The organism is Bacillus sp. J33, from assembly GCF_000518885.1.
Lineage (GTDB): Bacteria > Bacillota > Bacilli > Bacillales > Cytobacillaceae > Cytobacillus.
This window is the reverse complement of sequence record NZ_JAEL01000087.1, coordinates 1-25,639: the sequence shown is the minus strand read 5'-3', so window position 1 is coordinate 25,639 and position 25,639 is coordinate 1. Positions and strand designations below refer to the sequence as shown.

General features: G+C 37.6%; 23 protein-coding genes, 1 pseudogene and 3 other annotated features. Of the genes and pseudogenes, 4 read left to right on the top strand and 20 right to left on the bottom strand.

Annotated features, from left to right (window positions below; translation table 11 throughout):
• Nucleotides 1–783: 783 nt before the first annotated feature.
• Nucleotides 784–3,027 (bottom strand): metallophosphoesterase, encoded by a 2,244-nt coding sequence (locus L634_RS32915; RefSeq protein WP_198029808.1) that lies wholly within the window; start codon nucleotides 3,025–3,027, stop codon nucleotides 784–786.
• Nucleotides 3,028–3,668: 641 nt separating this feature from the next.
• Nucleotides 3,669–3,902: a binding site (T-box leader), on the top strand.
• Between the two features lie 40 nt (nucleotides 3,903–3,942).
• Nucleotides 3,943–4,177 (top strand) — a binding site (T-box leader).
• A 41-nt stretch (nucleotides 4,178–4,218) separates the two neighbouring features.
• Nucleotides 4,219–4,453: a binding site (T-box leader), on the top strand.
• 12 nt (nucleotides 4,454–4,465) lie between these two features.
• On the opposite strand from L634_RS32915, the gene thrS reads away from it, so the two are divergent.
• A complete protein-coding gene (gene thrS, locus L634_RS31530; protein WP_269521710.1) occupies nucleotides 4,466–5,719 on the top strand; it encodes a threonine--tRNA ligase in 1,254 nt (417 codons plus the stop codon).
• 142 nt (nucleotides 5,720–5,861) lie between these two features.
• Here the strand turns inward: thrS and L634_RS0121550 are convergent, their stop codons facing one another.
• The 12 genes from L634_RS0121550 to L634_RS0121490 form a co-directional block, all read right to left on the bottom strand.
• Nucleotides 5,862–6,344: a hypothetical protein gene (locus L634_RS0121550; RefSeq protein WP_026584232.1), complete on the bottom strand. Its 483-nt coding sequence runs from the start codon at nucleotides 6,342–6,344 to the stop codon at nucleotides 5,862–5,864.
• 397 nt (nucleotides 6,345–6,741) lie between these two features.
• Nucleotides 6,742–7,665, bottom strand: a complete 924-nt coding sequence (locus L634_RS0121545) for an AEC family transporter (protein WP_026584231.1) — start codon at nucleotides 7,663–7,665, stop codon at nucleotides 6,742–6,744.
• 36 nt (nucleotides 7,666–7,701) lie between these two features.
• A complete protein-coding gene (locus L634_RS0121540) occupies nucleotides 7,702–8,028 on the bottom strand; it encodes a hypothetical protein (RefSeq protein WP_026584230.1) in 327 nt (108 codons plus the stop codon).
• Between the two features lie 132 nt (nucleotides 8,029–8,160).
• Entirely contained in the window at nucleotides 8,161–9,033 is an 873-nt protein-coding gene (locus L634_RS0121535) for a LysR family transcriptional regulator (protein ID WP_026584229.1), read from the bottom strand.
• Between the two features lie 535 nt (nucleotides 9,034–9,568).
• Entirely contained in the window at nucleotides 9,569–11,215 is a 1,647-nt protein-coding gene (locus L634_RS0121525; RefSeq protein WP_026584228.1) for a M20/M25/M40 family metallo-hydrolase, read from the bottom strand.
• Entirely contained in the window at nucleotides 11,212–11,817 is a 606-nt protein-coding gene (locus L634_RS31525) for an aminotransferase class I/II-fold pyridoxal phosphate-dependent enzyme (RefSeq protein WP_051428387.1), read from the bottom strand. The genes L634_RS0121525 and L634_RS31525 overlap by 4 nt, the downstream gene beginning before the upstream one ends.
• 13 nt (nucleotides 11,818–11,830) lie before the next feature.
• Entirely contained in the window at nucleotides 11,831–13,213 is a 1,383-nt protein-coding gene (locus tag L634_RS31520) for an MATE family efflux transporter (RefSeq protein ID WP_051428386.1), read from the bottom strand.
• Nucleotides 13,214–13,273: 60 nt separating this feature from the next.
• Nucleotides 13,274–14,113 carry a MerR family transcriptional regulator gene (locus L634_RS0121510; RefSeq protein WP_026584227.1) on the bottom strand — a complete coding sequence of 280 codons (840 nt, stop codon included), beginning with the start codon at nucleotides 14,111–14,113 and terminating at the stop codon, nucleotides 13,274–13,276.
• 202 nt (nucleotides 14,114–14,315) lie between these two features.
• Entirely contained in the window at nucleotides 14,316–15,224 is a 909-nt protein-coding gene (locus L634_RS0121505) for a sensor histidine kinase (RefSeq protein ID WP_034263024.1), read from the bottom strand.
• A gap of 19 nt (nucleotides 15,225–15,243) precedes the next feature.
• A complete protein-coding gene (locus L634_RS0121500; protein WP_026584225.1) occupies nucleotides 15,244–15,915 on the bottom strand; it encodes a response regulator transcription factor in 672 nt (223 codons plus the stop codon).
• Nucleotides 15,916–15,926: 11 nt separating this feature from the next.
• A complete protein-coding gene (locus L634_RS0121495; RefSeq protein ID WP_026584224.1) occupies nucleotides 15,927–16,706 on the bottom strand; it encodes an ABC transporter permease in 780 nt (259 codons plus the stop codon).
• A complete protein-coding gene (locus tag L634_RS0121490) occupies nucleotides 16,699–17,616 on the bottom strand; it encodes an ATP-binding cassette domain-containing protein (protein WP_026584223.1) in 918 nt (305 codons plus the stop codon). Before L634_RS0121490 ends, L634_RS0121495 begins: the two co-directional genes overlap by 8 nt.
• Nucleotides 17,617–17,936: 320 nt before the next feature.
• On the opposite strand from L634_RS0121490, the gene L634_RS0121485 reads away from it, so the two are divergent.
• Nucleotides 17,937–18,836: a PhzF family phenazine biosynthesis protein gene (locus tag L634_RS0121485; protein WP_026584222.1), complete on the top strand. Its 900-nt coding sequence runs from the start codon at nucleotides 17,937–17,939 to the stop codon at nucleotides 18,834–18,836.
• Between the two features lie 415 nt (nucleotides 18,837–19,251).
• Here L634_RS0121485 and L634_RS0121480 read toward each other — a convergent pair whose 3' ends face one another.
• The 3 genes from L634_RS0121480 to L634_RS0121470 form a co-directional block, all read right to left on the bottom strand.
• Nucleotides 19,252–19,863, bottom strand: coding sequence for an FMN-binding negative transcriptional regulator (locus L634_RS0121480; protein ID WP_026584221.1), 612 nt, complete (start codon nucleotides 19,861–19,863; stop codon nucleotides 19,252–19,254).
• A 167-nt stretch (nucleotides 19,864–20,030) separates the two neighbouring features.
• Nucleotides 20,031–20,549 (bottom strand): GNAT family N-acetyltransferase, encoded by a 519-nt coding sequence (locus L634_RS0121475; RefSeq protein ID WP_026584220.1) that lies wholly within the window; start codon nucleotides 20,547–20,549, stop codon nucleotides 20,031–20,033.
• A gap of 23 nt (nucleotides 20,550–20,572) precedes the next feature.
• A complete protein-coding gene (locus L634_RS0121470; protein WP_026584219.1) occupies nucleotides 20,573–21,025 on the bottom strand; it encodes a MarR family winged helix-turn-helix transcriptional regulator in 453 nt (150 codons plus the stop codon).
• A 115-nt stretch (nucleotides 21,026–21,140) separates the two neighbouring features.
• Between L634_RS0121470 and L634_RS0121465 the strand changes: the two genes are divergently transcribed.
• Nucleotides 21,141–21,785 (top strand): YczE/YyaS/YitT family protein, encoded by a 645-nt coding sequence (locus L634_RS0121465; protein ID WP_026584218.1) that lies wholly within the window; start codon nucleotides 21,141–21,143, stop codon nucleotides 21,783–21,785.
• Between the two features lie 654 nt (nucleotides 21,786–22,439).
• Here L634_RS0121465 and L634_RS0121460 read toward each other — a convergent pair.
• From L634_RS0121460 to L634_RS0121440, 4 genes are all read right to left on the bottom strand, one after another.
• Nucleotides 22,440–22,646 (bottom strand): DUF2187 family protein, encoded by a 207-nt coding sequence (locus L634_RS0121460; protein ID WP_026584217.1) that lies wholly within the window; start codon nucleotides 22,644–22,646, stop codon nucleotides 22,440–22,442.
• Between the two features lie 35 nt (nucleotides 22,647–22,681).
• On the bottom strand, nucleotides 22,682–22,996 hold the full coding sequence (locus L634_RS0121455) for a hypothetical protein (RefSeq protein ID WP_026584216.1): 315 nt from the start codon (nucleotides 22,994–22,996) through the stop codon (nucleotides 22,682–22,684).
• 453 nt (nucleotides 22,997–23,449) lie between these two features.
• Nucleotides 23,450–23,932, bottom strand: a complete 483-nt coding sequence (locus L634_RS0121450) for a hypothetical protein (RefSeq protein WP_026584215.1) — start codon at nucleotides 23,930–23,932, stop codon at nucleotides 23,450–23,452.
• Nucleotides 23,933–24,389: 457 nt separating this feature from the next.
• The gene (locus L634_RS0121440; RefSeq protein ID WP_026584214.1) at nucleotides 24,390–25,100 is read right to left on the bottom strand and encodes a hypothetical protein; all 711 of its coding nucleotides are present in this window, start codon (nucleotides 25,098–25,100) and stop codon (nucleotides 24,390–24,392) included.
• Between the two features lie 339 nt (nucleotides 25,101–25,439).
• Here L634_RS0121440 and L634_RS31515 point away from each other — a divergent pair.
• A pseudogene (locus L634_RS31515) lies at nucleotides 25,440–25,639 on the top strand (IS110 family transposase); the annotation flags it as partial.

The window sequence follows — 25,639 nt, the reverse complement described above, 5'->3', positions numbered from 1 at the left end:
CCGTGTGCTTAACTTTTTATATCAAAATGAAAGGAGAAATTTATTCATTCTCAGCTTTAAAAAGTATCTCAATCTCCAAATTACCTGTCAAGGAAATCACTTGACAGCCAATTTGGAGATTGAGGAGGAGTCAGTAAGCTGAGAAGGAGATTCCTTAGCCTTGAAAAAGACTGAACCCCAACTAATAAGCAAAGAAGCCGAAAAACGCTTCTCTTCTTAGAGTTACCCATAAACTGAAACCAAAATCAATTTGTGTAGGGAGCATTGACAGTTTCGTTCATATCAGTACATTCCTTCACAATCTCCATCTATTTTAACAAGAATATCGCATTATCTTTGGAGAGGATCCTCCACAATCTGGCCCGACCCCTTGCAAAAATGGTTTCCAATAAAAAAATGCTGCAAATCAAGTTGCAGACTTAGATTTTACACACTCGAAACAGAAGGTCAATACCAAACGTTCCTTCATTTTTACCAATTGTATTATTCTATCTGCCTATTGTAAATAAACCAATCAAACTAAACTAAATCTATGAAAGATTGGATATTTCGCTTTTTTCATTAGTAAGGAACTGCACGAATGATGGTTGACCCAGTTATAGCAATATTTAGGCAAGCGGAATTACCTGAATAAAAAAATTAGGAAAACGTCAGAACTATCCCAGCGTTTGCAGGCAAAAAAACCTCGAATAACGGAGTATTTTAAATATCCGCTCTTCGAGGTGTAAAGAGCTATGTACAAAGTCAATCATAGCTACTGGTTAGATTCTACGAATTCCCAGCTTATCTATTTAATCTATGTTCCCTTTTAACCAATACATCATCGAAGTAGCTATTCGGATTTCCCCAAGCATATAAAGCGATCGTACCTTTTGAATGGGAATCATCGATAATAGGTTCTCCAAATATGTTGATTCCGTCCTGGAACGCCTGGATCCGGTTGCCAATAACCTTGACTTCTAATTCAAAATTGGCACCTAGGCTATATCCTGGTTTAGCCACATGCGCCAGTGTCGTTTCTACTCCATCAACGACTTTGAAGAGCTTGGAAAATTTACGCTCGTTATCCAATTCTAGTTTATAGTAGTTATCTGGATCCTGATAGCGGAACATAAGGCCAATTCCGTCATTATCGGTGGAGCGTAATACAGCGGAAAACGAGTAATCCTTCCAAGAGAACGAACCACCCTTGTCGTAATAAGCAAAGGTGCCCTTACGATTGTCAACAGCAGGAACATTAGGAGCATAGATGTTGGAAGATTGTACGACTTCCCCTCTAACTACCGACCATTTCGATGGTGCGTCAATCGTTCCCTCATCCACGATCGTCCAGTAGTTCATAGGCCCGTCATCATTACGTTTCTTACCCTTACTAAAATCATCCTTCAAGAGATCACTAGAATTTATAACATCTTTAACCAGCACATCATCGAAGTAGTTACTCTGATTTCCCCAAGAATATAAAGCAACCGTTCCTTTTGAATGGGAATCATCGATAATAGGCTCTCCAAATATATCGATTCCGTCCCGGAACGCCTGGATCTGATTCCCAGCCACCTTGATTTCTAGTTCAAATTTGGTGCCCGGGGTATATCCTGGTTCAGCCACATGAGCCAGTGTCGTTTCTACTCCATCAACGACTTTGAAGAGCTTGGAGAATTTACGCTGGTTGTCCAATTCTAGTTTATAGTAGTTATCTGGATCCTGATAGCGGAACATCAGACCAATTCCGTCATTATCTGTGGCACTTAATGTAGCGGAAAAGGTATAATCCTTCCAATTGAAGGCACTGCCCTTGTCGTAATAAGCAAAGGTCCCTTTACGATTGTCAACAGCAGGAACATCCGGACCATAGATGTTGGAAGATTGAACGACTTCTCCTCCCACAACCGACCATTTCGATGGTGCGTCAATCGTTCCCTCATCCACGATTGTCCAATCTTTCATAAGCCCGTCATCATCACGTTTCTTACCCTCACTAAAATCATCACTGAAGAGATATCTAGGCTTTTTAACATCTGAATTAGGTGTACCAAGCTCAACGTTTGTATATTCGAATTCATTTTGCCAGTCCGTTTTGTATTCATCTAGATAAGGAGAGTAACTGGTTGCCTTTATAGTCCCTGCTTCCGGATCGATTTCCAGAAGACGTATAAATCCATTTCCTCCATTTGCTTGCATCTGGTAGTTAGATAGCATTTGGTAGACTTTATTTCCATAGTCTCCTGCCGATACACGACGACCTTGACCATCGTTCAATACGTGACCACTAAGTACCATTGAGATATTTGGATGCAGCTTGACGAATTTCTCCCACATTTCTTCCCCGTCATTAACTCCACCTGGCTCTGAAGCTACACCGTAATTATGCGCATTCCAAGCATGTCCTGTATTATGACGTGTCTCATCAGAAAACATATAGCTATGCGTTACTACTATGACACGGTGATTGGGATAAGAAGAAACAACCTCGTTCGCCCAATCCAATACAGGATCTCTTGGTCCAAATTCCAGAGATAGTACTAACCAGTCCGTTCCTCCAGCGTTGAAGGTATGATAATTGTTATCATACTTATCTGGTTCCGCCGGATAAACACCCCCAAAAGTCTCAGTTCCGGAAAAATTGCTTACCGGAAAATAGGTATTATATAAAGTGGTATCTCGTGTATTTGCCGAACCACCCGTACCCATATCATGGTTTCCAGGTAAAACCGTATAAGGAACAACCCCATCTAAAGTTCGCATCGCATCATAAGCAACCTCCCACTGGGGTGTATTGTTATTGTTAGAGAAATCTCCCTCGTGAATGACAAACTTGATATTCTGTTCCTCCGAGTTGTCGGCAATCCACTGTGTTTGGGCGCGAAAGATTTCCGGATGGTTACTTGCTAAGTTTTGGGTATCAGGCAGGACAGCAATTTTAAAAGCTGACGAGCTAGCCTCTGCTTGGTTGGGTCCTTGGAAAGACGGAGTCACTATTAAACTGAAAATCATCATCAAAACAAAAACGAATTTAGTTGCTTTCATCTTTTACATCCTTTCTTTTTAATGTTTGGGATATTAATCTCGAGGTTATCTTTTCCAATGGAAAAACGTCCGTCATTTTACGGGGTTACGAACAGCAAGAGATTATTCCCATGCCACTCACCTATCTGAATTTTCAAAATAATCAATAGCTATACTTGGATCATTTTTTTCTAGAAACTACTTCTCCACCTACCACCTCCATTAATTATGGTTATAGCATTTTTGGGTTAAGAGGTAAGGTGCTTTTTGTAAATATTGATTAAATTTGTTATTCTTTTCGCAATTAATTGAATATTCGGTAAGAAAAATATGGTTTCCAATAAAAAAGTCTGCAAATCAAGTTGCAGACTCAGGAACAATACAATATATTCATATTCATCCTTGTTATTACGAGCGGCTAGTTCTTTAATTATTGAAGCGGGTTTGATAGCAAACTTTTTCTCCCCTGTTTTGCCTTTGTATTCCTACTTCAAAAAAACTCCGCCATTAGTATAATAAAGAAAAACGATCATTGGATTGCAAAAAGTTGCTCTGGGATTCTTTAATCGAAGCGAACACAAGTTGTGCCGTTATTTTACAATATGTCTCTTGACCTTTTCCAAAATGTGTATTAAAATCATAAAAAATAATTCGCAAATCTAAAATAAGCTATGAAAAGGACACGAATCATTCTTCGTTTTCTTACCAGAGATCAGGGTCATCGGCTGTAAGCCCTGAAGAAAAGTGAATGGTTTACCACCTTAGAGCTATTATAGGGAAATGATTTAATCAAAGTATCTATAATCGGAAAATCCGTTATCTGTCTTGAGCATAAACCATGCTTTTCGTATGTTTTATGGAATTAGGGTGGCACCACGACCGCACTCGTCCCTATTGTTGGGATGGGTGCGTTTTTTATTTTATACAAAACTAAATAGTTAAGCATTGAAAAGGACACGAATCATTCTTCGTTTTTTTACCAGAGATCAGGGCCATTGGCTGTAAGCCCTGAAGAAAAATGAATGATTTACCACCTTGGAGCTATTATGGGGAAATGATTTTAATCAAAGTATCTATAATCGGAAAATCCGTTATCTGTCTTGAGCATAAATCATGCTTTTCGTATGTTTTATGGAATTAGGGTGGCACCACGACCGCACTCGTCCCTATTGTTGGGATGGGTGCGTTTTTTTATTTTATACAAAACTAAATAATTAAGCATTGAAAAGGACACGAATCATTCTTCGTTTTCTTACCAGAGATCAGGGCCANNGGCTGTAAGCCCTGAAGAAAANTGAATGATTTACCACCTTGGAGCTATTATGGGGAAATGATTTTAATCAAAGTATCTATAATCGGAAAATCCGTTATCTGTCTTGAGCATAAATCATGCTTTTCGTATGTTTTATGGAATTAGGGTGGCACCACGACCACACTCGTCCCTATTCCGGGGAGGAGTGTGGTCTTTTTTTATACAACTAAAAATCAGGAGGAATGGAAAATGTCTAATCAAATGGAATCAGAAAAAATAAATCATAGAAGGTTAGGTCAAGAGTTAGAACTCTTCACATCCATGGAGGAGGCTCCAGAAATGCCTTTTTTCCTGCCAAATGGAATGGTGATCCGAAATGAACTTGAAAGGTATTGGAGAAAACAACACCAAAAGGCAGGCTATCAGGAAATTAAAACACCAATTATGATGAAACAGGAACTTTGGGAACAATCAGGCCATTGGGATCATTATCATGAAAATATGTACTTCTCTAATGTGGATGACCAAAATTATGCGATAAAGCCAATGAACTGCCCTGGTGCTATATTGATTTATAACAGCAAACGAAGAAGTTATCGAGAATTACCTATCCGCTTTGCGGAACTTGGGTTAGTCCATAGACACGAACTTTCAGGTTCTTTAAATGGACTTTTAAGAGTCCGTTCATTTACTCAAGATGACGCCCATTTATTTGTGCGGGCTGATCAGATTGAGTCTGAAATTGATAACATACTTGTCCTGATTGATGAATTCTACTCCTGCTTTGGTTTTGATTACAAGGTTGAACTATCTACACGGCCAGAAGAATACATGGGATCTCAAGAAATCTGGGAGCAGGCAGAAGGAGCTTTGGAAGCTGTTTTGAAAAATAAAGGTGTTAACTACCAGATTAATCCTGGTGATGGGGCATTTTATGGACCGAAAATTGACTTTCATATTTTGGATTCACTAGGAAGAAGCTGGCAATGCGGTACAATCCAATTAGATTTTCAAATGCCGCAAAAGTTTAATTGTGCATATGTAGGTGAAGATAATAAACTTCATCTGCCCATTATGATTCATAGGGCCCTATTCGGTTCTGTTGAACGATTTATGGCTATTTTAATCGAGCATTTTGCAGGAGATTTTCCACTGTGGCTCTCACCTGTTCAAGCGAAAATCATTCCGATCTCTGATTCTCATGCAATGTATGCAGACTTCGTGAAATCACAATTAGAATCAGCAGGAATTCGTGCAGAAGTCGATTTCAGGACTGAAAAGATGGGATTAAAGATTAGAGAAGCGGAAAAACAAAGAATTCCATACATGCTGGTTATTGGCGATAAAGAGATAGAAAACCAATCCCTTGCGTTAAGAAAGCGGAAAAAAGGAAACATCGGTGTGATGAGTATTCAAGAAACAATTGAACTGTTTAGTAAAGAAATTAACAGCAGCAGATAAAAATACATTCGAAGCTCAAAAGGAGTATATTCCTTTTGAGCTTCCCTTAAAAATACACCAAAGAGTGAAATACGTTGGACTTTACGGAAATCAGGCACGTTATTAAATAAGTGCGCCCTATTGCTGAACGAATTAAGAACCTTTATTGAATAAACTCTTTTATTTTCGAATGATTGCTGTAATACCTACTTACTAAAGAAATGATGGGTGTGCCAATGATTGTGGGGATGAACCATAATAAGAGAGAAGGAATTTCATTTACAAATGGAATTTTTGAACCATTAACGACTAAAGTAGCGGTAATAATTCCAATATAGGACCCTAACATTCCCCCAATATGCACCGTCAGCCAATTTCTCCATCGTAACTTTCTTGCCAAGTATCCAATAAGAGCTAAGCCATAAGAAAAAATGGCAATATAGAAAAGATAAGCACTTTCTGACCAGTTCATGATTGCCATTATCAGGGAGGTTATGAAAATGACAACATAACCTCCATAATACACTTCTCCAATCATAGTATGATTGCCTTTCTTTTTCTTTGCTATGGATGCGATCGCCCCTGTCAATAAACAAACACTGCCTGCTAAAATATGAATGACAAGCAGAATAGTAAAAATGTCCATAAGTAACCTTCCCTTGAGATAATTTGGTAATTCCATCTTACCACTTTACTGCAAGTAATTGGATGAATTTGTTAATTTTTATTATTACTATTCTGACATTTAGTTTAATAGCAAGGATTTTACATTTCCATTATTTGCTCAATCAGTTATTCCATTACATGGACAATTTCATTAAAAAACGCTCCCCTTTTTCAGAAAAGCGCCATTGTTAAATAAAAATTTAATTAATTTTGGTCTTAAAAAAGTGATTGATCAATAGCATCAGTTAAATCTAATGATGGGTACTCAGATCTAATTAGTTGAACAAAAAGCAGGGTGGTTTGGCAGCTGATCTTGAACATAACCATCCGTTAGTTGAACAAAAACCCTCAAAAGCTAATAATTATAATTTCTTTATTTAAAATAATATATTTGATAAATAAACAACAGCAGTAACAGTAATCATGCTGCATAAAGTTGTTAATAAAACGACTTGTGCTGCATATTCAGGATGATTTCCATATTCCAAGGCAATAAGGGAACTATTTCTTGAAGTAGGGAACGAGCTTGCAATAAACAGCGCCTGGGCAACGGTACCTTCTAAACCTGCTATTAAAATGGAGACAACCGCAATACCGGGTGACAAAACAAGCCTGCAAAGGAGACTTAGTACCAATGGAGCTGATAATCTATGAAATTTTATAAAGGCACTCTGTGCCCCAAGGGTAATGAGAGCTGTCGCCAAAAAGGCATTTGAAGTATTCTCTATCGGTGTCCAAATAAATTCTGGTATTTTTATAGATGCTGCCTGAAAGAAAACCCCTAATAGAAAGGCATAAAACACAGGGTTTCTTAAAAATATCTTCATTGCCTGGATTCCTTTATTATCAGCAGATACAGAATTAAATAATCCATAGGTATAGGTGAGTAGGTTTTGAAAAATCATAACAACTATTTGAATAGATAAACCTAACGGATTGTGCTGAAAGACAAGCTGGCTGACAGGTAATCCAAAATTGCCAGAGTTAATAAGTACAACGCTATTTTTGAAGGCAGCAGATAACCTGTTCTCAAATTTAAACACCCTAGAAATACCTGTGCTTACGCTAATCAAAAAAAGGTTTTGCAAAACAAGAAAACTAATAATATATATGAAGATATTTCCTCCTAAAGTACTCTCATATATATTTACAAAGCTAACTGCCGGCATTAGTAAATAATTATTTAATTTAGATAGCGTCCCCATATCAAACGTGAATTTTCTGTGGAGAAATGCACCGGCACCTATAAGTAAAAAAACTGGTAAGATCACTTTCATTAATATAAGAAATAAAACCTCCATAAATTACTCCCCCATTTTAATGCATTCCTCACCTATTTATTTGGCTTTATTCCAAAATGGTTCAAATATCTGGATAAACACCTTATAGTCATTCTTGTAATGCACTGTAAAAGCGACGTCATACTTACTGGCAGTCTCATCATGGATTTCTTTAATTCCGTTGATCGGTAAGCAAAAATATTTTCCCGTTATGGGTTCACTTATCATGATTCGGTCAGTGTGAATGTGAATAATAGCGCTATTAAATTGACTCATAAAACTAAAACCCGCCAAATATGCCATATCATCTATCAATATTGCATCAAAATTTTTTCCTTCATGCTCCTTAACCATCGTTACCAGCATCTTCGATAGTTCGTTCATTTTCTCTCCCCCTCAGCAATTTCATTATAAAAAGGTTTAAAAAATGAATAAAATACAAATAAACTATCGGGAGGCATTCAAAAAATGAATAACAAAGACAAAAAAAGACATGGGAATAAACCCATGCCTTGATTAAATATCATTAATAAAATCCATTTTTTTAATAAATTCTACAAACTCTTTAACTACTTTTAGTTCCAAAGATTCCTGATGATACAGCATCCACGTTTTCCTTACAAGTGGTCTGCCGCTTTCATTATGCAAATGAATACGATATAGACTTGAATGATCCTCGACAAGTACACTCGGAAGAATTCCATACCCTAAACCATTCATCACCATTTCTTTGCATGTATCTGCCTTATCCACTTCCATCCCAATTAAAGGAGGCTCAGAAAATGTTCTGGTCCACCAATTATCAACTAATGCCTTTAATGTATTATCTGTATCATACTGAACTCTTGGTAATGACGGTAAATCCTTTAGGTCAATTTTTTCCTTTGAGGTGATGCAGATATTTTCTTCAAAAAGCAGATGCTTAGAACCGCCCCAATGATAATCCCCTCTCACAATTCCAATATGAACTTCACGATTATAAACGAGGTCAAAAGCTTCACGACTCCAGCCAGTTGTAACTTTAAAGTTTACTTTAGGAAACTGTTCACGAAACAGTTTTAAAAGACCTGGCAATTTATGTCTCGTAATATAATTAGAAACCCCTAATCGTAATGTGCCGCTTATCTCATGATCCATGTTTTGAACCGTTTCTTTAATTTGACGAAGACGGCCAAGCATTTCATCTGCACATTTAACCAAATATTCTCCTTGGGGTGTAAATTGCACTCCCTTTGCACCCCTGCTAATAATCGCCTGATCGTATTCCTTTTCAATTTGCTGGATTCTCTTCGTTAACGAAGGTTGTGATATATATAAACTTTGTGCGGTTTTCGTAATGTTCTTTTTTTCATAAAGAACTTTTAATATTTGCCAATCTCGTTCATCCATGCTTTCCTCCATAAAAATATATAAAGCTTTTGGAAATGATTATTATGGCCGCTGTATTATCTTGTTAAGGTTAGCTTATTTAACTGAACTGCACCTTTAGTACATTAACTTAAACAAAAAGTGCATGAATCCTGATCGGTTAACGCACCCATACACAATACGGTTATGGCTTGCACAATCTCTTCTTCACCCCAACCAATTATTATTGTAAGCTATTATTCCTAATACTGCACCAATTGCTGTACCGACAACTGCCCATATTAAAGTAGATTTCTTTTGTTCCTTGTTACTTTCTTTCAATAAAAGATCCTCCCAATTTCCTAAAAGTTTAAAAGAATTTATATAATATACGGAAAAATTTGGTGATGGTTTCAATCTATTATATTTTTGTCTTCAATTATTCTGCCGGTTTGCTAATTAGAAAAAGCTGCCGCAATGACAGCCCTGATTTTCAATCAAGCACCTTCTAGTTAAAGAAGGATAGCGGCTTTCCTGCAGAAAAGCCTCCTTTAATTATACTTTTATTACCTGATTTTCATACGGACTGGGACGCTGGACCTGTCCCCTTGTCCCTTAGATGCTCCAAAATCAAATGCTCCAGTATCTTAGGAAGCTGCTTAAAGGCAAATGGCACATGCAGACGCTCTGTTTTTTGATGAGCATCCCTTCCAAAAGGACCAACATTGATAACCGGGGCTTTGAATTGGGACATTTCATCAAAAGGAATGGAATAAAGCTCCTGTCCTCCCGGAAGATTTGAATTATATTTTTCCATTTCAGATAAGTCTCCCTGCAATCCTGCATAGCTTAAATCCGAGATGCCGTTAAAATAGTCAACTGAATGAAGATCCTTGTCAAATTCTTCTTTTGTAAAGCGGACGAGAGATTGTGACAGCGACTTGATATCCTTGTTTTCTGCGGTATTAATGGCCGGATAGTAAGGAGGTGCATAGAACAAGACGATCATAGGGCCCAGTTCCTGGCATAACATGGACATTTGATCGGCAATCTGTATGGTTTGTTCTCGAATGTCTCCTTGTGTATCTCTAGCAATCGACCGTTCAAGAATGGCAATGTACTCTTCACTTGTCTTCTTAACAGCAAAGTCCCTTAGCTCTTCATAGAAGAATACACGTATAGTGGGAGCTTCTTCTATTTTCAGGTTAAATGAACGGTACCCTTCTACTATAAACTTTTCCATTTTCTTCGCTGCAGCTTCAGCTGCCCGCTTCATTTCCTCCATCACATCTGCAGCCGTTTTCTTCATCAATAGCAGATTATATAAGCTGACTGAACGATGCGGAATTTGTGTGGAATACTCTTTTTTCAAGTCTTTTTGAAGCAATAGCGTTGGCGGTGGACTGACCTTTCCATTTACAGTTTCGCAGAACATTTTATTCCATTCAATTTCCTGTGTTAGAACGGATGACATCCAGCCAGCATTAATACCGGAGAACGGCTCGCCCACATGTGTTTCCCGTCCAAAGCAAAGCGCTCCGGGCATGATTTTCCCGATTGATCCCGTATAAAAATAATATTTCTCATCTTGAGGAACTTGGGAGAACATCGGCTCTGAATTGAGAAATAGAGTGTAAGTTAAACCATATTCTTCCTTAATATCCAGAAGCTTTGGAATCACTTCCCTCATTCCCCTTGAATTCACCTCTTCATCAGGAACAGTCAGCAAAAGCAGATTGATTTTCCACTCCTCACTCGAAGCCTTCTCGATGAGCGACATGTGCTGAACAAGCCCGCATTTCATATCCATTGTCCCTCTTCCAAACAGCCATTCCCCTGATTCAAGATCTGCACTTACATCACCAGGAAGATGGTCAGTACGTTCCTTCAGTGCCCTGGTTAACTCTTCCGGATAAAAGGCAAGATGCTTTAAATCACCATAATCATCGATATCCACGACATCAAAGTGACTTATCATTACGACTGTTTTCTCTGCCTCGTCATGCCTATACAGGGCAGTCAGAACAAACCTGCCATCCGCCATCGGATGATTAATAATTTGTGAAGGATGTTTTTTAAAATAAGGAATATCCCTTAACAACTGCTCTACCCTTAGCGGAAAATGCTTTTCCCCTTCAGATAATGTAACACTAGGGATGGATACCAGATCACATAAAGTGGACTTCAGTTGCTCTGGTGACTGAAATGAATATTTATGTTTCATACAATAGACTCCTTTGCATTGTAATGATGAATAAAACGTTCCAGCCTGCTTAATCCTTCCATAAGGATATCCATGGAGTAAGCATAAGAAATTCGTATATAACCTTCCCCGTATGGTGTAAACGCACTGCCGGGAACAACGGCCACCCCTCCTTCGTGGAGGAGCCTTGCTGCAAAGATGTGTGAATTCGAGAAACCATCAGGTATTTTCGGGAAAATATAAAAGCTTCCTTGGGGCTTTTCCGTCATCATTCCCATCCTATGTAGCCTTTCAAATACATAGTCCCGCCTTTTTAGATAAGCCTCGTTCATAAACTTAGAATCATTTCGTCCAAATTTCAGCGCCTGGATGGCTGCATACTGGCTCGTAATAGGGGCACAAACCACATTATACAAATGCACTTTTAACATCTCCTCTGTTATCGATGCAGGTGCAAGTGTATAGCCAATCCTCCAGCCAGTCATGGAATGGGACTTGGAGAGCCCATTAATCAAAATGGTCTTTTCTCTCATACCATCCAGTGACGCAAAGGAAACATGCCGGCTCCCGAATGTATTTTCACTGTATATTTCATAATAATAGAAACAAGAATATTCAAACAACCCTAAATTTTATCTATAAGTTAATCATTCCACTACCTGGTCTTGACCGAAGTAAACCATGCTTATCATGTTTGCTTATCACATGTTTTCTAGTGAAAAAGAAGAGCAATATAGCAACGAGCATTTCCGCAAGCGGAAGTGCGAGCCAGACACCAGCGATGCCAAGGAATTTTGGCAGTACCCATAACAGCACCAGGATAAAAATAAAGCTTCTTAATAGAATGATGATAATCGAAGGACGAATTTTACCGATAGACTGAAAATAAGTCATGTAAACGAAATTAAAACCAAGAAACAGATAACCGAAGAAAAACAATTGAATTCCCTGAACAGACAGTTTTCGAATTTCTTCTGATTCCAGTCCGAAAAGCGAGACCAGCATGGGAGCAGCAAACAGGCCAATAATTAGCAGGAGCCCTCCAAGCGTCAATGACGCCTTTTCACCAATCTTCACACTCTCTTTAATGCGCCCTTTTTCATTTGCACCGTGATAGTAGCTAATCATTGGCTGTAGTGCTGACTCAATGCCAAAGAACGAAAGGAACATGAAGCCGTGCAAATAATTGACGACTGAAAAAGCGGCGACTCCTTCTGTGCCAAGTAAGCCAGCAATGGCCAAGTTGTAGCCAGCGACGAAGACAAGGGCCCCTGCTTCTGTAAGGAAGCTGGGAAATCCAATCGAGAAAATGCTTCCGAGCATGTGCCATGACCACTGAAAGGATGGCTTACGCAAATTTGATTGCTTTTTGAAAAAATGGAGTAAGAGGACGAGCAGCCCGATGAAGCTTGCAAGAACTGTGGCAAGCGCCGCACCAAACACACCCAGCTTCAAAATAAAAATCATATAGTAGTTCAAGCCGATATTTGCAAGTGCAGTCACTCCGAGAGCAATCATCGACAAAGTTGGACTGCCATCATTACGGACAAAGATGCTGAGCAGCTGCTGTACAGCAATCAGCCAGCCTAGCAGGAAGAGGATCCTCAAGTATTCGACGGTATGTGAAAGGGTATCAGCGTTTGCTCCAAGCAGATTGGCAATTACGTTTACGTTAAAGTAACCGGTGACTCCGACTGCTAATAAAAGCACCAGTGAACTGGAAACTGCTAATGAAAATACACTCCTCGCTTTAGCCATTTCCTCTCTTCCGATATAGATCGAATACACAGTCCCTCCACCGATACCGATCCACAGCGCAACCGAAAAAATCAGCGAGAACACCGGCATGGCGAGGTTAACACCAGCAAGCCCTTCAGGTCCTACCCCGTTCCCGACAAACACTCCATCAATCAGGATGTTTACTGACATCAGCATCATCCCTAATAACGATGGAAAAAAATATTGAAAAAATACTTTTCTAACGGATTGATGCTTTAAGCTTTCATGTGTTCCATTCATCCTTCATTCCTCCTGTAACTTCTTACAGGAGAAAGTATAAACCTTCAAGTTACTTGAAGGTCAATCCTTTTCTTCAACTGGAATCTGAATCCAAGTAATATATGCTTTTTCATCCTGGATGACCGACTCATCAAGCATGGCTATTTCGAGCGGGGCCCCAGCCACGCGATAGCCATCTTGCTCCAGACGATTTAAAACATAGGAATAGCTGGTTTTAGTTGTTTCATACTGCCCGCGGTGTGGGTAGCATGCGTACATTCCCGCATCCAAATAAGAAGTCTTTAAACCTTCCTTCTTCTGATGAAGTAATTCAAAGACAGCCCGATATTTCACAGGTCCTTCCATATTGATGCTATTTAATTCGACGATTGCTCCAAAATCGCCTGTAAAAAAGCCATCATAGTCGATTCCAGCTAAAGAGAGCTCCTCTAAGTCCTTTACGTATAATGCATCCGATTCTTCCACCAAGTCGATCGGTGCATCATTATATAGATAGGAAATGGCCCGTTCTGGAAACCAGCGATACACCAGCGAAGGGTTGGCACTAAGGGAAAGTCCTTCTTGGATCGTAGCGATTTTGTTCTGGATTTTCTCAGATACCTTCTTCAGCTTCTCCATTTCTTCCTCCACTTCTCTAAGCTTTCGTTCCAGCAGCTCTTTCGTATTCTCAGGGGTCCGATGCTCTAACTGCTGCTGGATATCCTTGATAGAAAATCCGCTTTTCTTCAGGAAGATGATGGTATCGAGTGCCACAAATTGTTCAATCATATAGTAACGATACCGGTTTTCAGGATCTGTGTATTTAGGCTGGAAAATCCCGATCTCATCATAGTAGCGAAGGGTCGAGGCAGAAATCTGAAATAGTTTGGCCACTTCCCCAACACGGAACCGATTTTTCATTCGAACACCTGCTTTCTTCTTTTAATAGTGAATACATTCCTAAAGCAACAATGCCCGGTTTAACAAAAAAAGCATTGGTTCATAGATCAACGCTCTGTACAATGAAATTCTCGTATCACCATAATACAGCTTGATAAGCAATATAAAACCGGGATAAAGAAACAGAAAAAATCATCAAAACAGTTAGAAATAACCAAAATAATTAAGATTGAATGCTATTAATGGGAAGATAGATTTTAAGAATAAACCAATTATCATTCAGCTCGGCATCCATTTTCCCATTCATCTTTTCAACTAACTTTTTAGACAGATAAAGGCCTAGCCCGCTTGCCTCCGTGTTCGTTCTGCTGGTGACCTCTGTATAGAAACGCATAAATACTTTTTCTATGGCAAGTTTACTATCTTGTTTGATGTCATTTTTAATGCTGAAAATTAGAAAGTTTTCGTTATTCCCATAGCTGATAACCGCTTTACTTTTGGCATAACGCAGTATATTTTGAACGATATTTTGGATTATGCGAATAAGCATTATTTTGTCAGCTATAATTTGGCTATCCTTTATTTGTTCAGGGAATTGGAGTTCAATTTTCTTTTCCTCAAATTGTTCATAATAGGACAGGAAGATTTCCTCTGCTAAGTTGGAGAGAGAGATCGAAGATAATGATATTTCTTTTTGGTTCGTCTCAATGCGTGCTAAGTCATAAAAGTGATCGGTCATCTCAATCAGACGTTTGACAGAGTGCTCGACAATCTTTAGATAGTGCGCCCTCTTCGTTTCATCTGTGGCCGCATTTAAGAGCTGAACATAGCCGTTGATGGACGTGAGCGGTGTCCGTAAATCATGAGAGAGCCCAGCGATTGATAATTTCACATTCTCTTCCATCTGTTTTGCCTGACGATTTTTATCTTCAAAAGCATCAATCATTTGATTCAATTCATCGACTAAATCCATCAATGTCTTCTCACGGAAATCAAGAGATAGCCTGCTGCCAAAACCAGCCCGAATTGGAAGCCCTTTTACCTCATGCTGCAGTTTCCTCAGTTCCCGCTTTAAAAAATAAATATAAAAAAGAAGCGCTAATGCCAGGAATACAAATATCCATCCCCACACAGCATTCACGCCCCTTTCGTTAATCAAATTTAAAGCCTATGCCCCATACAGTTTTAATGTAGTTTGTGTCATCTGAGTTGAGTTTATTTCGTAAATTACTGATATGCATATTAATCGTTTTATCGCTATCAAAAAATGGTTCTTTCCAAACACTTTCATAAATATTGGCTCGACTGAATACTTTTTGCGGATTTTCCAGAAATAATAGAAGGATTGCATATTCGCGGCCAGTAAGACGAAGAATTTGGCCATTGATCTTCACTTCACGCGTGTCTAAATTTATACTTATATTCTTGTAATGAATTTCTTTCATATGGCTGACTGAAGCCTTTGTGGCATGACGCAATTGAATATGGATTCGTGCAAGCAGTTCCTTCACATCAAAAGGCTTTGTGATGTAATCATCTGCCCCATTCGTCAAAAGCTCCAATTTCGAGGTTTGGTCATTTTTGGCTGAAATCACCATTACAGGAATAGATGAGGTATGCCGAATTTCCTGAAGAAATTCTTCTCCATTCATTCCCGGAAGCATTAAATCTAAGAGAATTAAGTCTGCCTCATTTTGTTTGAATAGCAGCTTCCCTTCCGTCCCTGAGTAGGCACTTAGTGTTTTAAACCCCTGTAATTCTAAGGCTTCTTTGATTAGGGAATGAATTGCACTATCGTCTTCAATGATTAATATCGTTGCCATATCCGCCCAGCCTACTTTATGTCTGTTCTTTTAAACAGAAGGATTCCTATAATTGATGATAACACGATTGTGATAAGACTTACCATTACCATCTCAGGAAACCTTGCTATATCCGCTGGGTTTGCGAAATCTGAATAAAACAAGAATGATTCCGTGAACCAGAATGTCACTTGTTTAAAATGCTCGGTTTGCTGGAAAATTCCTGCACCAAAACCAGTCGCCATTGTATAAAGAAAACTCCAGATAAGGGAAATGCCGCTATTTTTTGTTATAAACGTAATCATCACATAGATCGAGACGTTTGATAAAATTAATAAATAAAGAGTACTAAAAGTTTTTATAGCAAAGCTATAGTAATTGTTAATCTCAGCAACTTCACCAAAGCCAAACACGATTGAAAAGCTGATCATGCCAAATGCGGTCATTACGATGACACCAACGAGGGAAAGCAGTGAGGCAATCACAAATTTTGACAAATAATAATGTGTGCGGCTGCGGCCTAATGACAGCGCATTTCGGATCGTTCCATTTTGAAATTCTTCACCAATAAAGAAACTGATAAAAGCGCTCATGACGAGTAAAATGGTTAACCCATTTTTCTCCATCATCAGAATACCTGTCGCTCCATTTATAACTGTATCAATTGCCTGGACAAGTTTTGTTCCATAATGGACTGTCATTTTACTATTCACGACTTGGATAATAGGAAGCAAGGATAAAATTCCCAGGACAATCAATAGTTTTTTACTTCGAATTAATTTGATTCTTTCAGCTGTTAAAAGATTAAGCATGGGTGGTTCCTCCTGTTAATTGCAAGAAATAATCTTCGAGTTTTTGTCTGGTTGTGCCAATTCGCGAAACGTTTACGTTAGCCAAGACTAATGAACGGTTGATTGCGGCAGCATGATCTAAGTGTTCGTAAATGTTAATTTCAGTTCCATTGATGACTTCATAATCCATTATCCCTAATTCGTCTAATACGACGACTGCTTTTTGAACATCAGTTGTTTCCAATTCAATGTATTGACGGGTTTCACGCGCTAACGCCTCTTTTGAAAGTTCACTAATGAGTTTTCCATCATGCAAAATACCGTAATGAGTAGCGACCTGTGAAAGTTCATCAAGCAAGTGACTTGAAAGTAAGACAGTGATACCGCGTTCTCTCACCAATCGCTGAATGATTTCACGCATTTCAACAATTCCTGATGGATCAAGACCGTTTGTCGGCTCGTCTAAGATTAAGAACTCTGGGTTTGTAATAAGTGTTGAGGCAATCGCTAAACGCTGGCGCATTCCTAAAGAAAAATTCTTTGCTTTCTTCTTGCCGGTATGGCCAAGGTTCATTAAGCGGAGCAAATCATCAATCTCCCGTTCGCTAACACCACCGTTTGCCGCTTGTACCCGCAGGTTCTCTCGTGCTGTTAATTCTGGATAAAGTGCTGGCGTTTCAATGGATTGGCCCATTTTTCTTCGTGCATGCTGCAACCCCTTCGTGCCAGTTTCGCCAAATAGTTCGATATCACCCTCGTCGATTGTGATTAACCCCATGATGGTACGCATGAATGTCGATTTTCCTGCGCCGTTCTCCCCGATTAAGCCGTAAATCATTCCTCGTTTAATTTCGATCGATACCCTATTAAGTGCTTTGTGTTTGCCATATATTTTTGAAACATTTGCTGCTTTAAGAATCGTTTCCGACATAACTAATCATCCTTTCGATGTTGATGAACTTAGAATAAGTGTCAAGTATAAATAATTAGACTGGAAAAGTATAAAAAAAGTGTAAAGAATTATATCCATATCTTTAATCCCTTCTGCTAAACATCATTCCACAATACAAAGAGCACCTATCCAAGTTAGAGACAGTGATAGATGCCCTTGCAAAACGAATGTGCTAACAGGCTTTTACATTGGATTTTTGGCCGGTTAAAAAGCAAAATGAATATATAGCATTGAGCTCATAGTTGTGAATATGATTAGATTATTAGAAAGATTCCAATTCGAATTCAAGGAGGAAAACCATGAAACAAGTTCAGGTTTATCATATTGATGCTTTTACTGATGTATCATTTGGGGGAAATCCTGCAGGAGTTATTCCCAATGCGGAAAATTTAAAAGTTGAAGAAATGCAAAAAATTGCAAATGAATTGAATCTCCCAGAGTCAGCTTTTTTATTGCCTTCTTCTCATCCTAATGCAGATTTTAAAGTCAGATATTTTACACCTCTGGAGGAAATCAATTTTTGCGGGCATGCAACGGTGGGGCTTTCATGGCTGCTTGGAACGAAATACAATTGGCTGGATAAAGCAGAACAAGTTGTGTTTGAGACCAACGCAGGGCTTATTCCGGTAAAATGGATAAAAGAAAACAATCAGCTTATTGGCGTTTCAATGACCCAGATCAAGCCAAAGGTCAAGGAAATCGAAATAGATAAAGGCTCGATTGCCCAACTACTCGGAATTCAAGCAAGTGATTTAGACGAAAGGCACCCAATCAAACTAAGCAATACTGGAAACTGGCATCTACTTGTCCCAGTTAAATCACGGGAAGCTATAGATCATGCAGAGCCGCAGCTAAAAAAGTTAGGCAGCTTGAATCGTGAACATAATATTTCAACCACTCACCTTTTTACTTTTGATACAGACGGGGAGTTTGATATTTATACAAGAGATTTCGCTCCTGGCATCGGCATCGACGAGGATCCTGTAACAGGAGCTGCAAATGGTGCCTTAGCAGGGTATTTGTTTTTAGAAGGATTTCTTCCAAAAAACCAAACGAGTCAGCTTAAAATAGGGCAAGGACACGCAATTGGCAGACCAGGCACACTATATATAACTATTACACCCAAAAATAATGAACCAATCATTGAAGTAGCTGGATCAGCAGTAATAACAATTGAAGGGAAAATTAATCTATTATAAAGCCAGCCATGATGTGTAACTATAGTATCCTCCCGAACACAAATTTTCGGTTATTGGTTATTTATTGAAGTTTTACCGTGTAACTGAGTGTTGATGTTAAAGGCATTATAAAAATGGTAAAGGAGATTTAGCGGCAGGCAATAGTAACTGGACACCAGCTTTGGCAAACTTTTTTCAGGACTAATATTGTAGTAATGATTATAAAACGGCTGTCGACAAAACCGGCAGCCGTTTTAACTTCCTGGGCTAAAAAGAAGGCGTGCAATTTTTACAATTATGCAAAAGCTAGAGGACTTGCCCATTGCCCTACTAGTAAGCTGCTTTTAGGATTTCCAGGAAGTCGGCCTTTGTAATGGTTCGGACGTTTATTTTTTTTAGTTATCACTTCCCGTTCGTACAATAACAGTAAAAACAATTACTTATTTAGATTTGCCTTCATAAATGAGGAAATCTGTTGCTCATTTGTATTTGAAATTTGTTCCAGTCGATTAATAACTAGCTCTTGCCGCTGCGATGAATGGTTTTGGCTTAACTTCGCTTTTCCTTCTATCTTATTGATTTTTATTTTGAAACCTTGAACTCCTTTGTTCATACCTGCTAGAAACTCAGCATCTACATCCTGTAATCTGTATGAACTGTCAGGAGCTTCATATTTCAATACCATTTCATGTAAGGAACCTTTTAACTCACTTTCATCCTCTATAAGCTCGACTTCTCCATAAACATGAACGGTCACGTAATTCCATGTTGGCACTGCTTTATTCGTCTCATACCAGGATGGGGAGATATAACAGTGAGGACCATGGAAAATAGCTAAAACGGTTTGATTTTTGATATCTTTCCATTGAGGATTTGGACGAGCAAAATGTCCATATAAGTATGTATTCTCCTTATTCAAAATTAACGGTAAATGAGTTGCAAATGGCATTCCATTGTGCTGAGAAAAAAGAGTCGCAAAACTATATTCTTTCATAATGTCATAAGCCATTGTTTCATCTGTGACTTTAAAATGTGAAGGAATATACATGGGTGTTTCTCCTCTCAAAATTATTTCTTTTTATGACTTTTTTTAAGTTCTATTTCTCTATATGATCCTAATTAATCGTGCCAAAAGAGTTTTTTTGAACAAAATCCCAAATATCATCAACATTTGTGACCTTAAAATTTTTCGGGATATCAATAATGATCCAGAGGTTATATGAGTGTTTTGGACATTATAAAGTCCGTTTGTTCTTCATCACCCATATAAAAAGTGTGGGCTCCAGTTTGAACAAACCCCATTTTCTTATAAAAAGCAATAGCATTTTCATTTTTTTCCCATACGCCTAGCCAGATTTTCTTTTTATTATGTTCCATCGCAATTTCCATAGCTTTATTCAGCAGAAATTTACCAAGCCCATGCTTTTGAAATTTGCTCTTTATATAAATCCTCTCGATTTCAAGTGATTCATCACCCATTTCTTCAGACTGAGCATCATTGGTATTGACCTTTAAGTATCCAGCCACTTCATTATTACAATAAACAAAAAAGAATTGGGAAGAATGATTGGATAATTCTTTTTCTAATTGTTTTAAGGTAAATGCCCTTTCCAAATAGGCATTCATATTTTCGGGTGAATTCTGATGCTTGAATGTCTCATTAAAGGTTTCATAACTTATTTCTTGAAGTTCGTTTAGATCTTCAAAGGTACACTTATTAATCGTTATAGCCATTTAAAGATGCCTCTCCTTTATAATCAATAATTTCTCTTGTTTCCCTTTTTAACAAATTCCCAGTCTTTTTCTACATTTTTTCTTACTCTTTGAAGCAGATTGAAAATGATTTCTGCTTCTTTTTCGGAGAATCCCTCTAATGCAACAGCATTGGAATAGTCATTTTCTCTTTTTATAAAAGGAAAAACTTTTTTCCCTTTCTCTGTTGGAAAGAGCCTCCTGATTTTTTTGTTTTGTTCATCATCCTTCTTATCAATAAAGCCATTCACTTCAAGTTTTTTGATCGCACGAGCTGCTGTTGTCCGATCTACTTTTATCATCTCAGCTAACTTTTCCTGAATGATTCCTGGGTTTTCACATATTCGCACTAGGTACAAATACTGCCCTTTTGTAAGGTCATATTCTTTAAATTCTATATTGCTTATAGAATCTAATGCCCTTGCTATCATTCCAATTTCACGAAGAATTTCCTTCATATTTAACTCCTCAGCACTTATTTTTGTTGCAAATGCAATAAAAATGACATATATTAAATGTAACCTGAATTTGTTGCATTTGCAACAAAAAATTATGAAAATGAGGTCGAGTAAAGTGAAATATGTTTTCTATGTATTAGGAATTTTCATATTAACCCTTGGTATTTCTTTCACGATACAATCAGACCTTGGAACTTCACCTTTTGATGCACTTTTGGTAGGACTGTCCATAAATGTGGGGCTTACTGTGGGAAGCTGGGAAGTAATAATAGCTTTACTATTGATTGGTTGTAATTCATTTTTAAAGAAACAAAGACCAGAAATTTTGGGGTTGTTAACAGCATTTATAACAGGTATTAGTATTGATATGTGGCTTTTTTTATTGCACAATTTGATAACACCAGAACTATGGTACAGCAAAGTTGTTTGTTTTGGAATCGGCTTAGTTGTTATTGGATTAGGAACTGCAACCTATTTACACACAAATTTTGCACCGATCCCAGTTGACCGATTAACATTAATCATACAAGAATTAACTAGAACAAATATATTTTTTTCGAGAACATTCATTTACCTCGTATTCTTAATAATGGCAATGATTTCAAATGGACCAATTGGCATTGGAACTTTATTAACCGTCTGTTTAGGGGGGCTAATACTTAATTACTTTATGCCATATACCAAAAAAGTGCTAGATCCCATATTAACACACTCTAGTACAACACCAAATTATGATAAAGATGAAAACCACAAAATATAGTATGCTTTTTATTTTTTTGTTCAGGTTACCCCGATAGTAAAGCATAATAAAGGATTGCCACCGTAACGCTTGTTAAACTCAAGCAACTGTTCATACAAGTCATTAATTCCCAAACACTAGATTATTAATAGAATATAAAAAAGAGCTGCCGAAAACATCTCAGCAGCTATCTCTAATTCCTTATTTGCTTTTTGGATCTGTTAAATTTGCCTGCTGATTTCAGCACGAGGCACTCAAGTTTTCAGCGGGCGGTCCGGCGCTCCTCTGTGCATTCGCACCTGCGGGGTCTCCCAGCTGACACGCTTCTCCCGCAGGATATTGAATAAGCTTCCCCGAATGCACACCGCGTCGCAAGAAAATACGGATGTATCTTCGAAGATCAATTACCTTCCGCTCCAATCAACAGGGTGCTAAAATCAGCAATAAGCTTTAACACAGCCTGGATTTTAAAACCGGAATCCAAATTTCGCATTTGACTGCCGGTGAAGTTAAATCTTTGTCTTTAATCGACAGAATTTCTGGCCCTTCTGTTAGTTAATAGTTTCAAGACGGAAACCATGTACCCCTTCGTTTAGGTACATCATTCAACAAACTTTTATCCCCTCAGTTGACTGAAAAACAAAATTGCTGCCTGTTGTTAAAGAATTTTAAGAATTAAGAAGTCTTGGGGGAAGATATAACTACATAATTAGAATGTTTGACGACAGTTTTGGTTGTATCATAATGCAGACTTTGGCTCGATTCCGCTGAAATGTCAACAATCACACTATTATCCCTTACAATTCCAACAACACCTTCAATTGTTATTTCTTTTCTTTGAAAAGAAATCCGGTCACCTATTTTAGCTTTGTTTCTAGTCATTGTTCTTCCCCCGCTTCAATAAAAAACCATTTTAATTACGCTAAAAGTTCATCCAAGGATAAAATTTTATGCAGCAAGAATTTATTTGAATCTAAAACTCCTATAATAATCTGATTATCTTCTGTTAAGGTAATATATCTAAAATATTCGTTATTATCAATGGCTATTTCATTTTCCAGTGTGCTCTCTAACTTCCCAAAGACATCTTCCGTGTACTCAAGGGGGAGTATATCATCTAGTTTTTCCTCTGAATGGTTGAGCCATCTGATAACATAGTCTTTTAGTGACCTTTGTTCAATCATGGATAACCTTTTCTTGAAAGTTAATTCTGATACAGTTACTGTTTTCATAGTTTTCACTCCTCAAAAATACAGTCTATACTGAGAAGGCAATAACAACAACACTAATACCATGACATTCTATTTACATTTTGGTTACTTGGTAACTTTGTGTATCGTTAGACATCCAGAAAGTAAAAATATATTAAGAAAAAGCTATAAATAATAAATTGACCCTTTCATTTAAATGTATATTTGGAATACCTGAGAGGGTTTGTATTGTTTGTCTCTTATTAGACTAACATCTAATTTCCTTATTTTTCCATCCCTCCGTAGTTTTTGACTGTTGGAAGCTGCTGATATAGATTTAGTCATTTATTGTTTTCCATTATATATATTTAGACAACCCCACTATTTCAAAAATAAAAAGCCGCCTTGTTAGGCAGCTGATCTTGACCATAAGCACCGGTACATTAAGTGCAATTATTTACTATCTATGCAGTAAATCTTATAAAAAAGCCTTATTTACAGTATATTTCCATTCTTTTGATTAATCATTTTTTCAAAAAGATATTGGAACCCATATAAAAAAAATGCTTTATAAAAAAAATAAACGAAAAATTGAGAGTGATTAAATCGTACCAATGTATAATACCTAAATTTCCTTGCTAAATATGAGTATGGATATGCAAACATGGCATTTCCTATTCCATTTAATAAAATAAACCATTTAAAATTTCCGTATGTCCACTTTAAAAACCACATGGAGATTGCCAAAAATGGACCAATTTGATAGGGAAATTCACCAAAAAGGAAAGATTTAGGTTTATTATAAAAAACCCACCACCTTTGTTTTTTCCCAATTTTCGCAAATATGGTTTCTACAAATAAAATAAGCATGGATGCGGGAAAAAATCTTCTTATGTTGTCAATACCTAATCGGGGTATGGTTAACCATGACAGTAAGATCATAGCGATATTAAAAAACCTTTGAATTTTTATTGTCATAGCTTCATCATCCCTTTCTCAGCTTAGCTTCCCCCTTTCTTGCTAAAATATCCAATAAATCACAGATAAAATTATAAGTATTCTTCAAAAAACCTCCCGTGAGTGAAACAAGCAAAAAGAAGCCGCCTGGATGACAGCCATAACAACTTATACACCTTTTAATTTAAGAAGGACACTTTAGTTTTCATTGAAAATATCATAATATTATCCTATTGTTTAGTAGGGTTTTTCAAAATTCACCAAACAGTCACTTTAGTTCTGAAAAAAGTTCCCTCTTTTTGAAACACCCAATGATCAATTTGAACTTAAGGCAAATTAAAAAGCCCGAAAAAATTCGCTCTTAATTATCCGCCGTCGTAGTATGACTTGAAAAAAACCATTTGTAAGCTAACAGATTGCTATCAATTAAAAAGCTACCAAATATGGCAGCTGATCTTGAACATAAGCGCCCGATCGTTTAACAAGACTTTTCAATTTTCCATACTAGATTGTTTGGTTGGTCCTTTTCTAGAAATGTTAAACGATAGATATGTTTATAATCCTTATCCGTAAACTCCACTTTATGATTCAGCTTCCATTCCAGATTTCCATAATCGCTGAACAAATCCTGTTCATCTGTATTCCCGACAGAGAATAGCTTCTCGGTATTGATGACTTCTCCATTTCTTTTCTTGATCTCCATGTAAACATCGATACTTGCTACTTCATGATGACACAAGACGCTGCAGATGTACTTCCTGTTTGGGCTGCTCTTCTTTAATAGAGGATAGACATTCTTATAATCTAGCTGTTTTATGTTCTCATATACCAAATCAAGAGAAGACATGTCCCAATTAAACTCCTCAGCAGCGAGTTTCATTCCCTCGTGCACAATTTCCAGAACTCGTTCTTTCTTTTCTCTATCGGATGTCAATGCCAGGATATTTCCTACATCCGCCTCTACAACTACAGGAAAATAATCAAAGATAATGTGAGTAAACTTATCGATTTGCTCTTTTTGTTCTAGATTGTCTACACAATAGATTTGTATCCCTTTATCATCCTTTGACTGCAGCTTTGGCAGAAGACGGCTATATAAAAATGCAATACATCTTGTTTCGTGAAAGAATGCCCAGTTCTGCTCTTTGTTTTTTGGAACGTAAAGCTGAATATCTCTTATGATCGGCATAAACAATCTCCTTATGTTCTTATTTGGAAAGGGTGATCCAGTTTAAGAAACGGTTAGCATTGTTGGGTGTATCTTCGCAGGATTCCCGTTGAAATATTAGTTCTTCAGTGAAATCCGTTTGTTGAAATTTCATATACATATCACTTCTCTTCAAATAGGATAACTTAAAAATTCATTAAATCATTTAAAAATCCTTCTTGAACTAATGCTGCCCCTTTAGTTTAAGTTATCATGAACGAAACTAGCTCCTTACTCGTAACACCGTAGGTTAATTTGGTTACACTGTTTACTGGAAAAGCAAACCAAATCAGAGCTACATTACGGAAGGAGCTAGTTATTATGAAGGATACCATAAAATATGTAGGTTTAGACGTTTCAAAAGAAAAAATTGCCGTTGCCATTGCAGATGAGGGTCGAGATGAGCCAAGGTATTGGGGAATGATTCCTAACACTCCGGAATCCATTAGAAAATTAGTAAAAAAGCTTGGAGAAAAAGAGAATCTTCGAGTGTGCTATGAAGCTGGTCCAACTGGCTATGG

What these genes read in the sequence shown, in the direction of transcription:
- L634_RS0121455 (WP_026584216.1), bottom strand. Translation starts at nt 22,996, where the DNA reads ATGAAAACAGTAACTGTATCAGAATTAACTTTCAAGAAAAGGTTATCC.
- L634_RS0121535 (WP_026584229.1), bottom strand. Translation starts at nt 9,033, where the DNA reads ATGGATGAACGAGATTGGCAAATATTAAAAGTTCTTTATGAAAAAAAG.
- L634_RS32915 (WP_198029808.1), bottom strand. Translation starts at nt 3,027, where the DNA reads ATGAAAGCAACTAAATTCGTTTTTGTTTTGATGATGATTTTCAGTTTA.
- L634_RS0121525 (WP_026584228.1), bottom strand. Translation starts at nt 11,215, where the DNA reads ATGAAACATAAATATTCATTTCAGTCACCAGAGCAACTGAAGTCCACT.
- L634_RS0121540 (WP_026584230.1), bottom strand. Translation starts at nt 8,028, where the DNA reads ATGAACGAACTATCGAAGATGCTGGTAACGATGGTTAAGGAGCATGAA.
- L634_RS0121440 (WP_026584214.1), bottom strand. Translation starts at nt 25,100, where the DNA reads ATGCCGATCATAAGAGATATTCAGCTTTACGTTCCAAAAAACAAAGAG.
- L634_RS0121510 (WP_026584227.1), bottom strand. Translation starts at nt 14,113, where the DNA reads ATGAAAAATCGGTTCCGTGTTGGGGAAGTGGCCAAACTATTTCAGATT.
- L634_RS0121480 (WP_026584221.1), bottom strand. Translation starts at nt 19,863, where the DNA reads ATGTATATTCCTTCACATTTTAAAGTCACAGATGAAACAATGGCTTAT.
- L634_RS31520 (WP_051428386.1), bottom strand. Translation starts at nt 13,213, where the DNA reads ATGAATGGAACACATGAAAGCTTAAAGCATCAATCCGTTAGAAAAGTA.
- L634_RS0121500 (WP_026584225.1), bottom strand. Translation starts at nt 15,915, where the DNA reads ATGGCAACGATATTAATCATTGAAGACGATAGTGCAATTCATTCCCTA.
- L634_RS0121460 (WP_026584217.1), bottom strand. Translation starts at nt 22,646, where the DNA reads ATGACTAGAAACAAAGCTAAAATAGGTGACCGGATTTCTTTTCAAAGA.
- L634_RS0121490 (WP_026584223.1), bottom strand. Translation starts at nt 17,616, where the DNA reads ATGTCGGAAACGATTCTTAAAGCAGCAAATGTTTCAAAAATATATGGC.
- L634_RS0121475 (WP_026584220.1), bottom strand. Translation starts at nt 20,549, where the DNA reads ATGGCTATAACGATTAATAAGTGTACCTTTGAAGATCTAAACGAACTT.
- L634_RS0121470 (WP_026584219.1), bottom strand. Translation starts at nt 21,025, where the DNA reads ATGAAGGAAATTCTTCGTGAAATTGGAATGATAGCAAGGGCATTAGAT.
- L634_RS0121450 (WP_026584215.1), bottom strand. Translation starts at nt 23,932, where the DNA reads ATGACAATAAAAATTCAAAGGTTTTTTAATATCGCTATGATCTTACTG.
- L634_RS0121485 (WP_026584222.1), top strand. Translation starts at nt 17,937, where the DNA reads ATGAAACAAGTTCAGGTTTATCATATTGATGCTTTTACTGATGTATCA.
- L634_RS0121550 (WP_026584232.1), bottom strand. Translation starts at nt 6,344, where the DNA reads ATGGACATTTTTACTATTCTGCTTGTCATTCATATTTTAGCAGGCAGT.
- L634_RS0121495 (WP_026584224.1), bottom strand. Translation starts at nt 16,706, where the DNA reads ATGCTTAATCTTTTAACAGCTGAAAGAATCAAATTAATTCGAAGTAAA.
- L634_RS0121545 (WP_026584231.1), bottom strand. Translation starts at nt 7,665, where the DNA reads ATGGAGGTTTTATTTCTTATATTAATGAAAGTGATCTTACCAGTTTTT.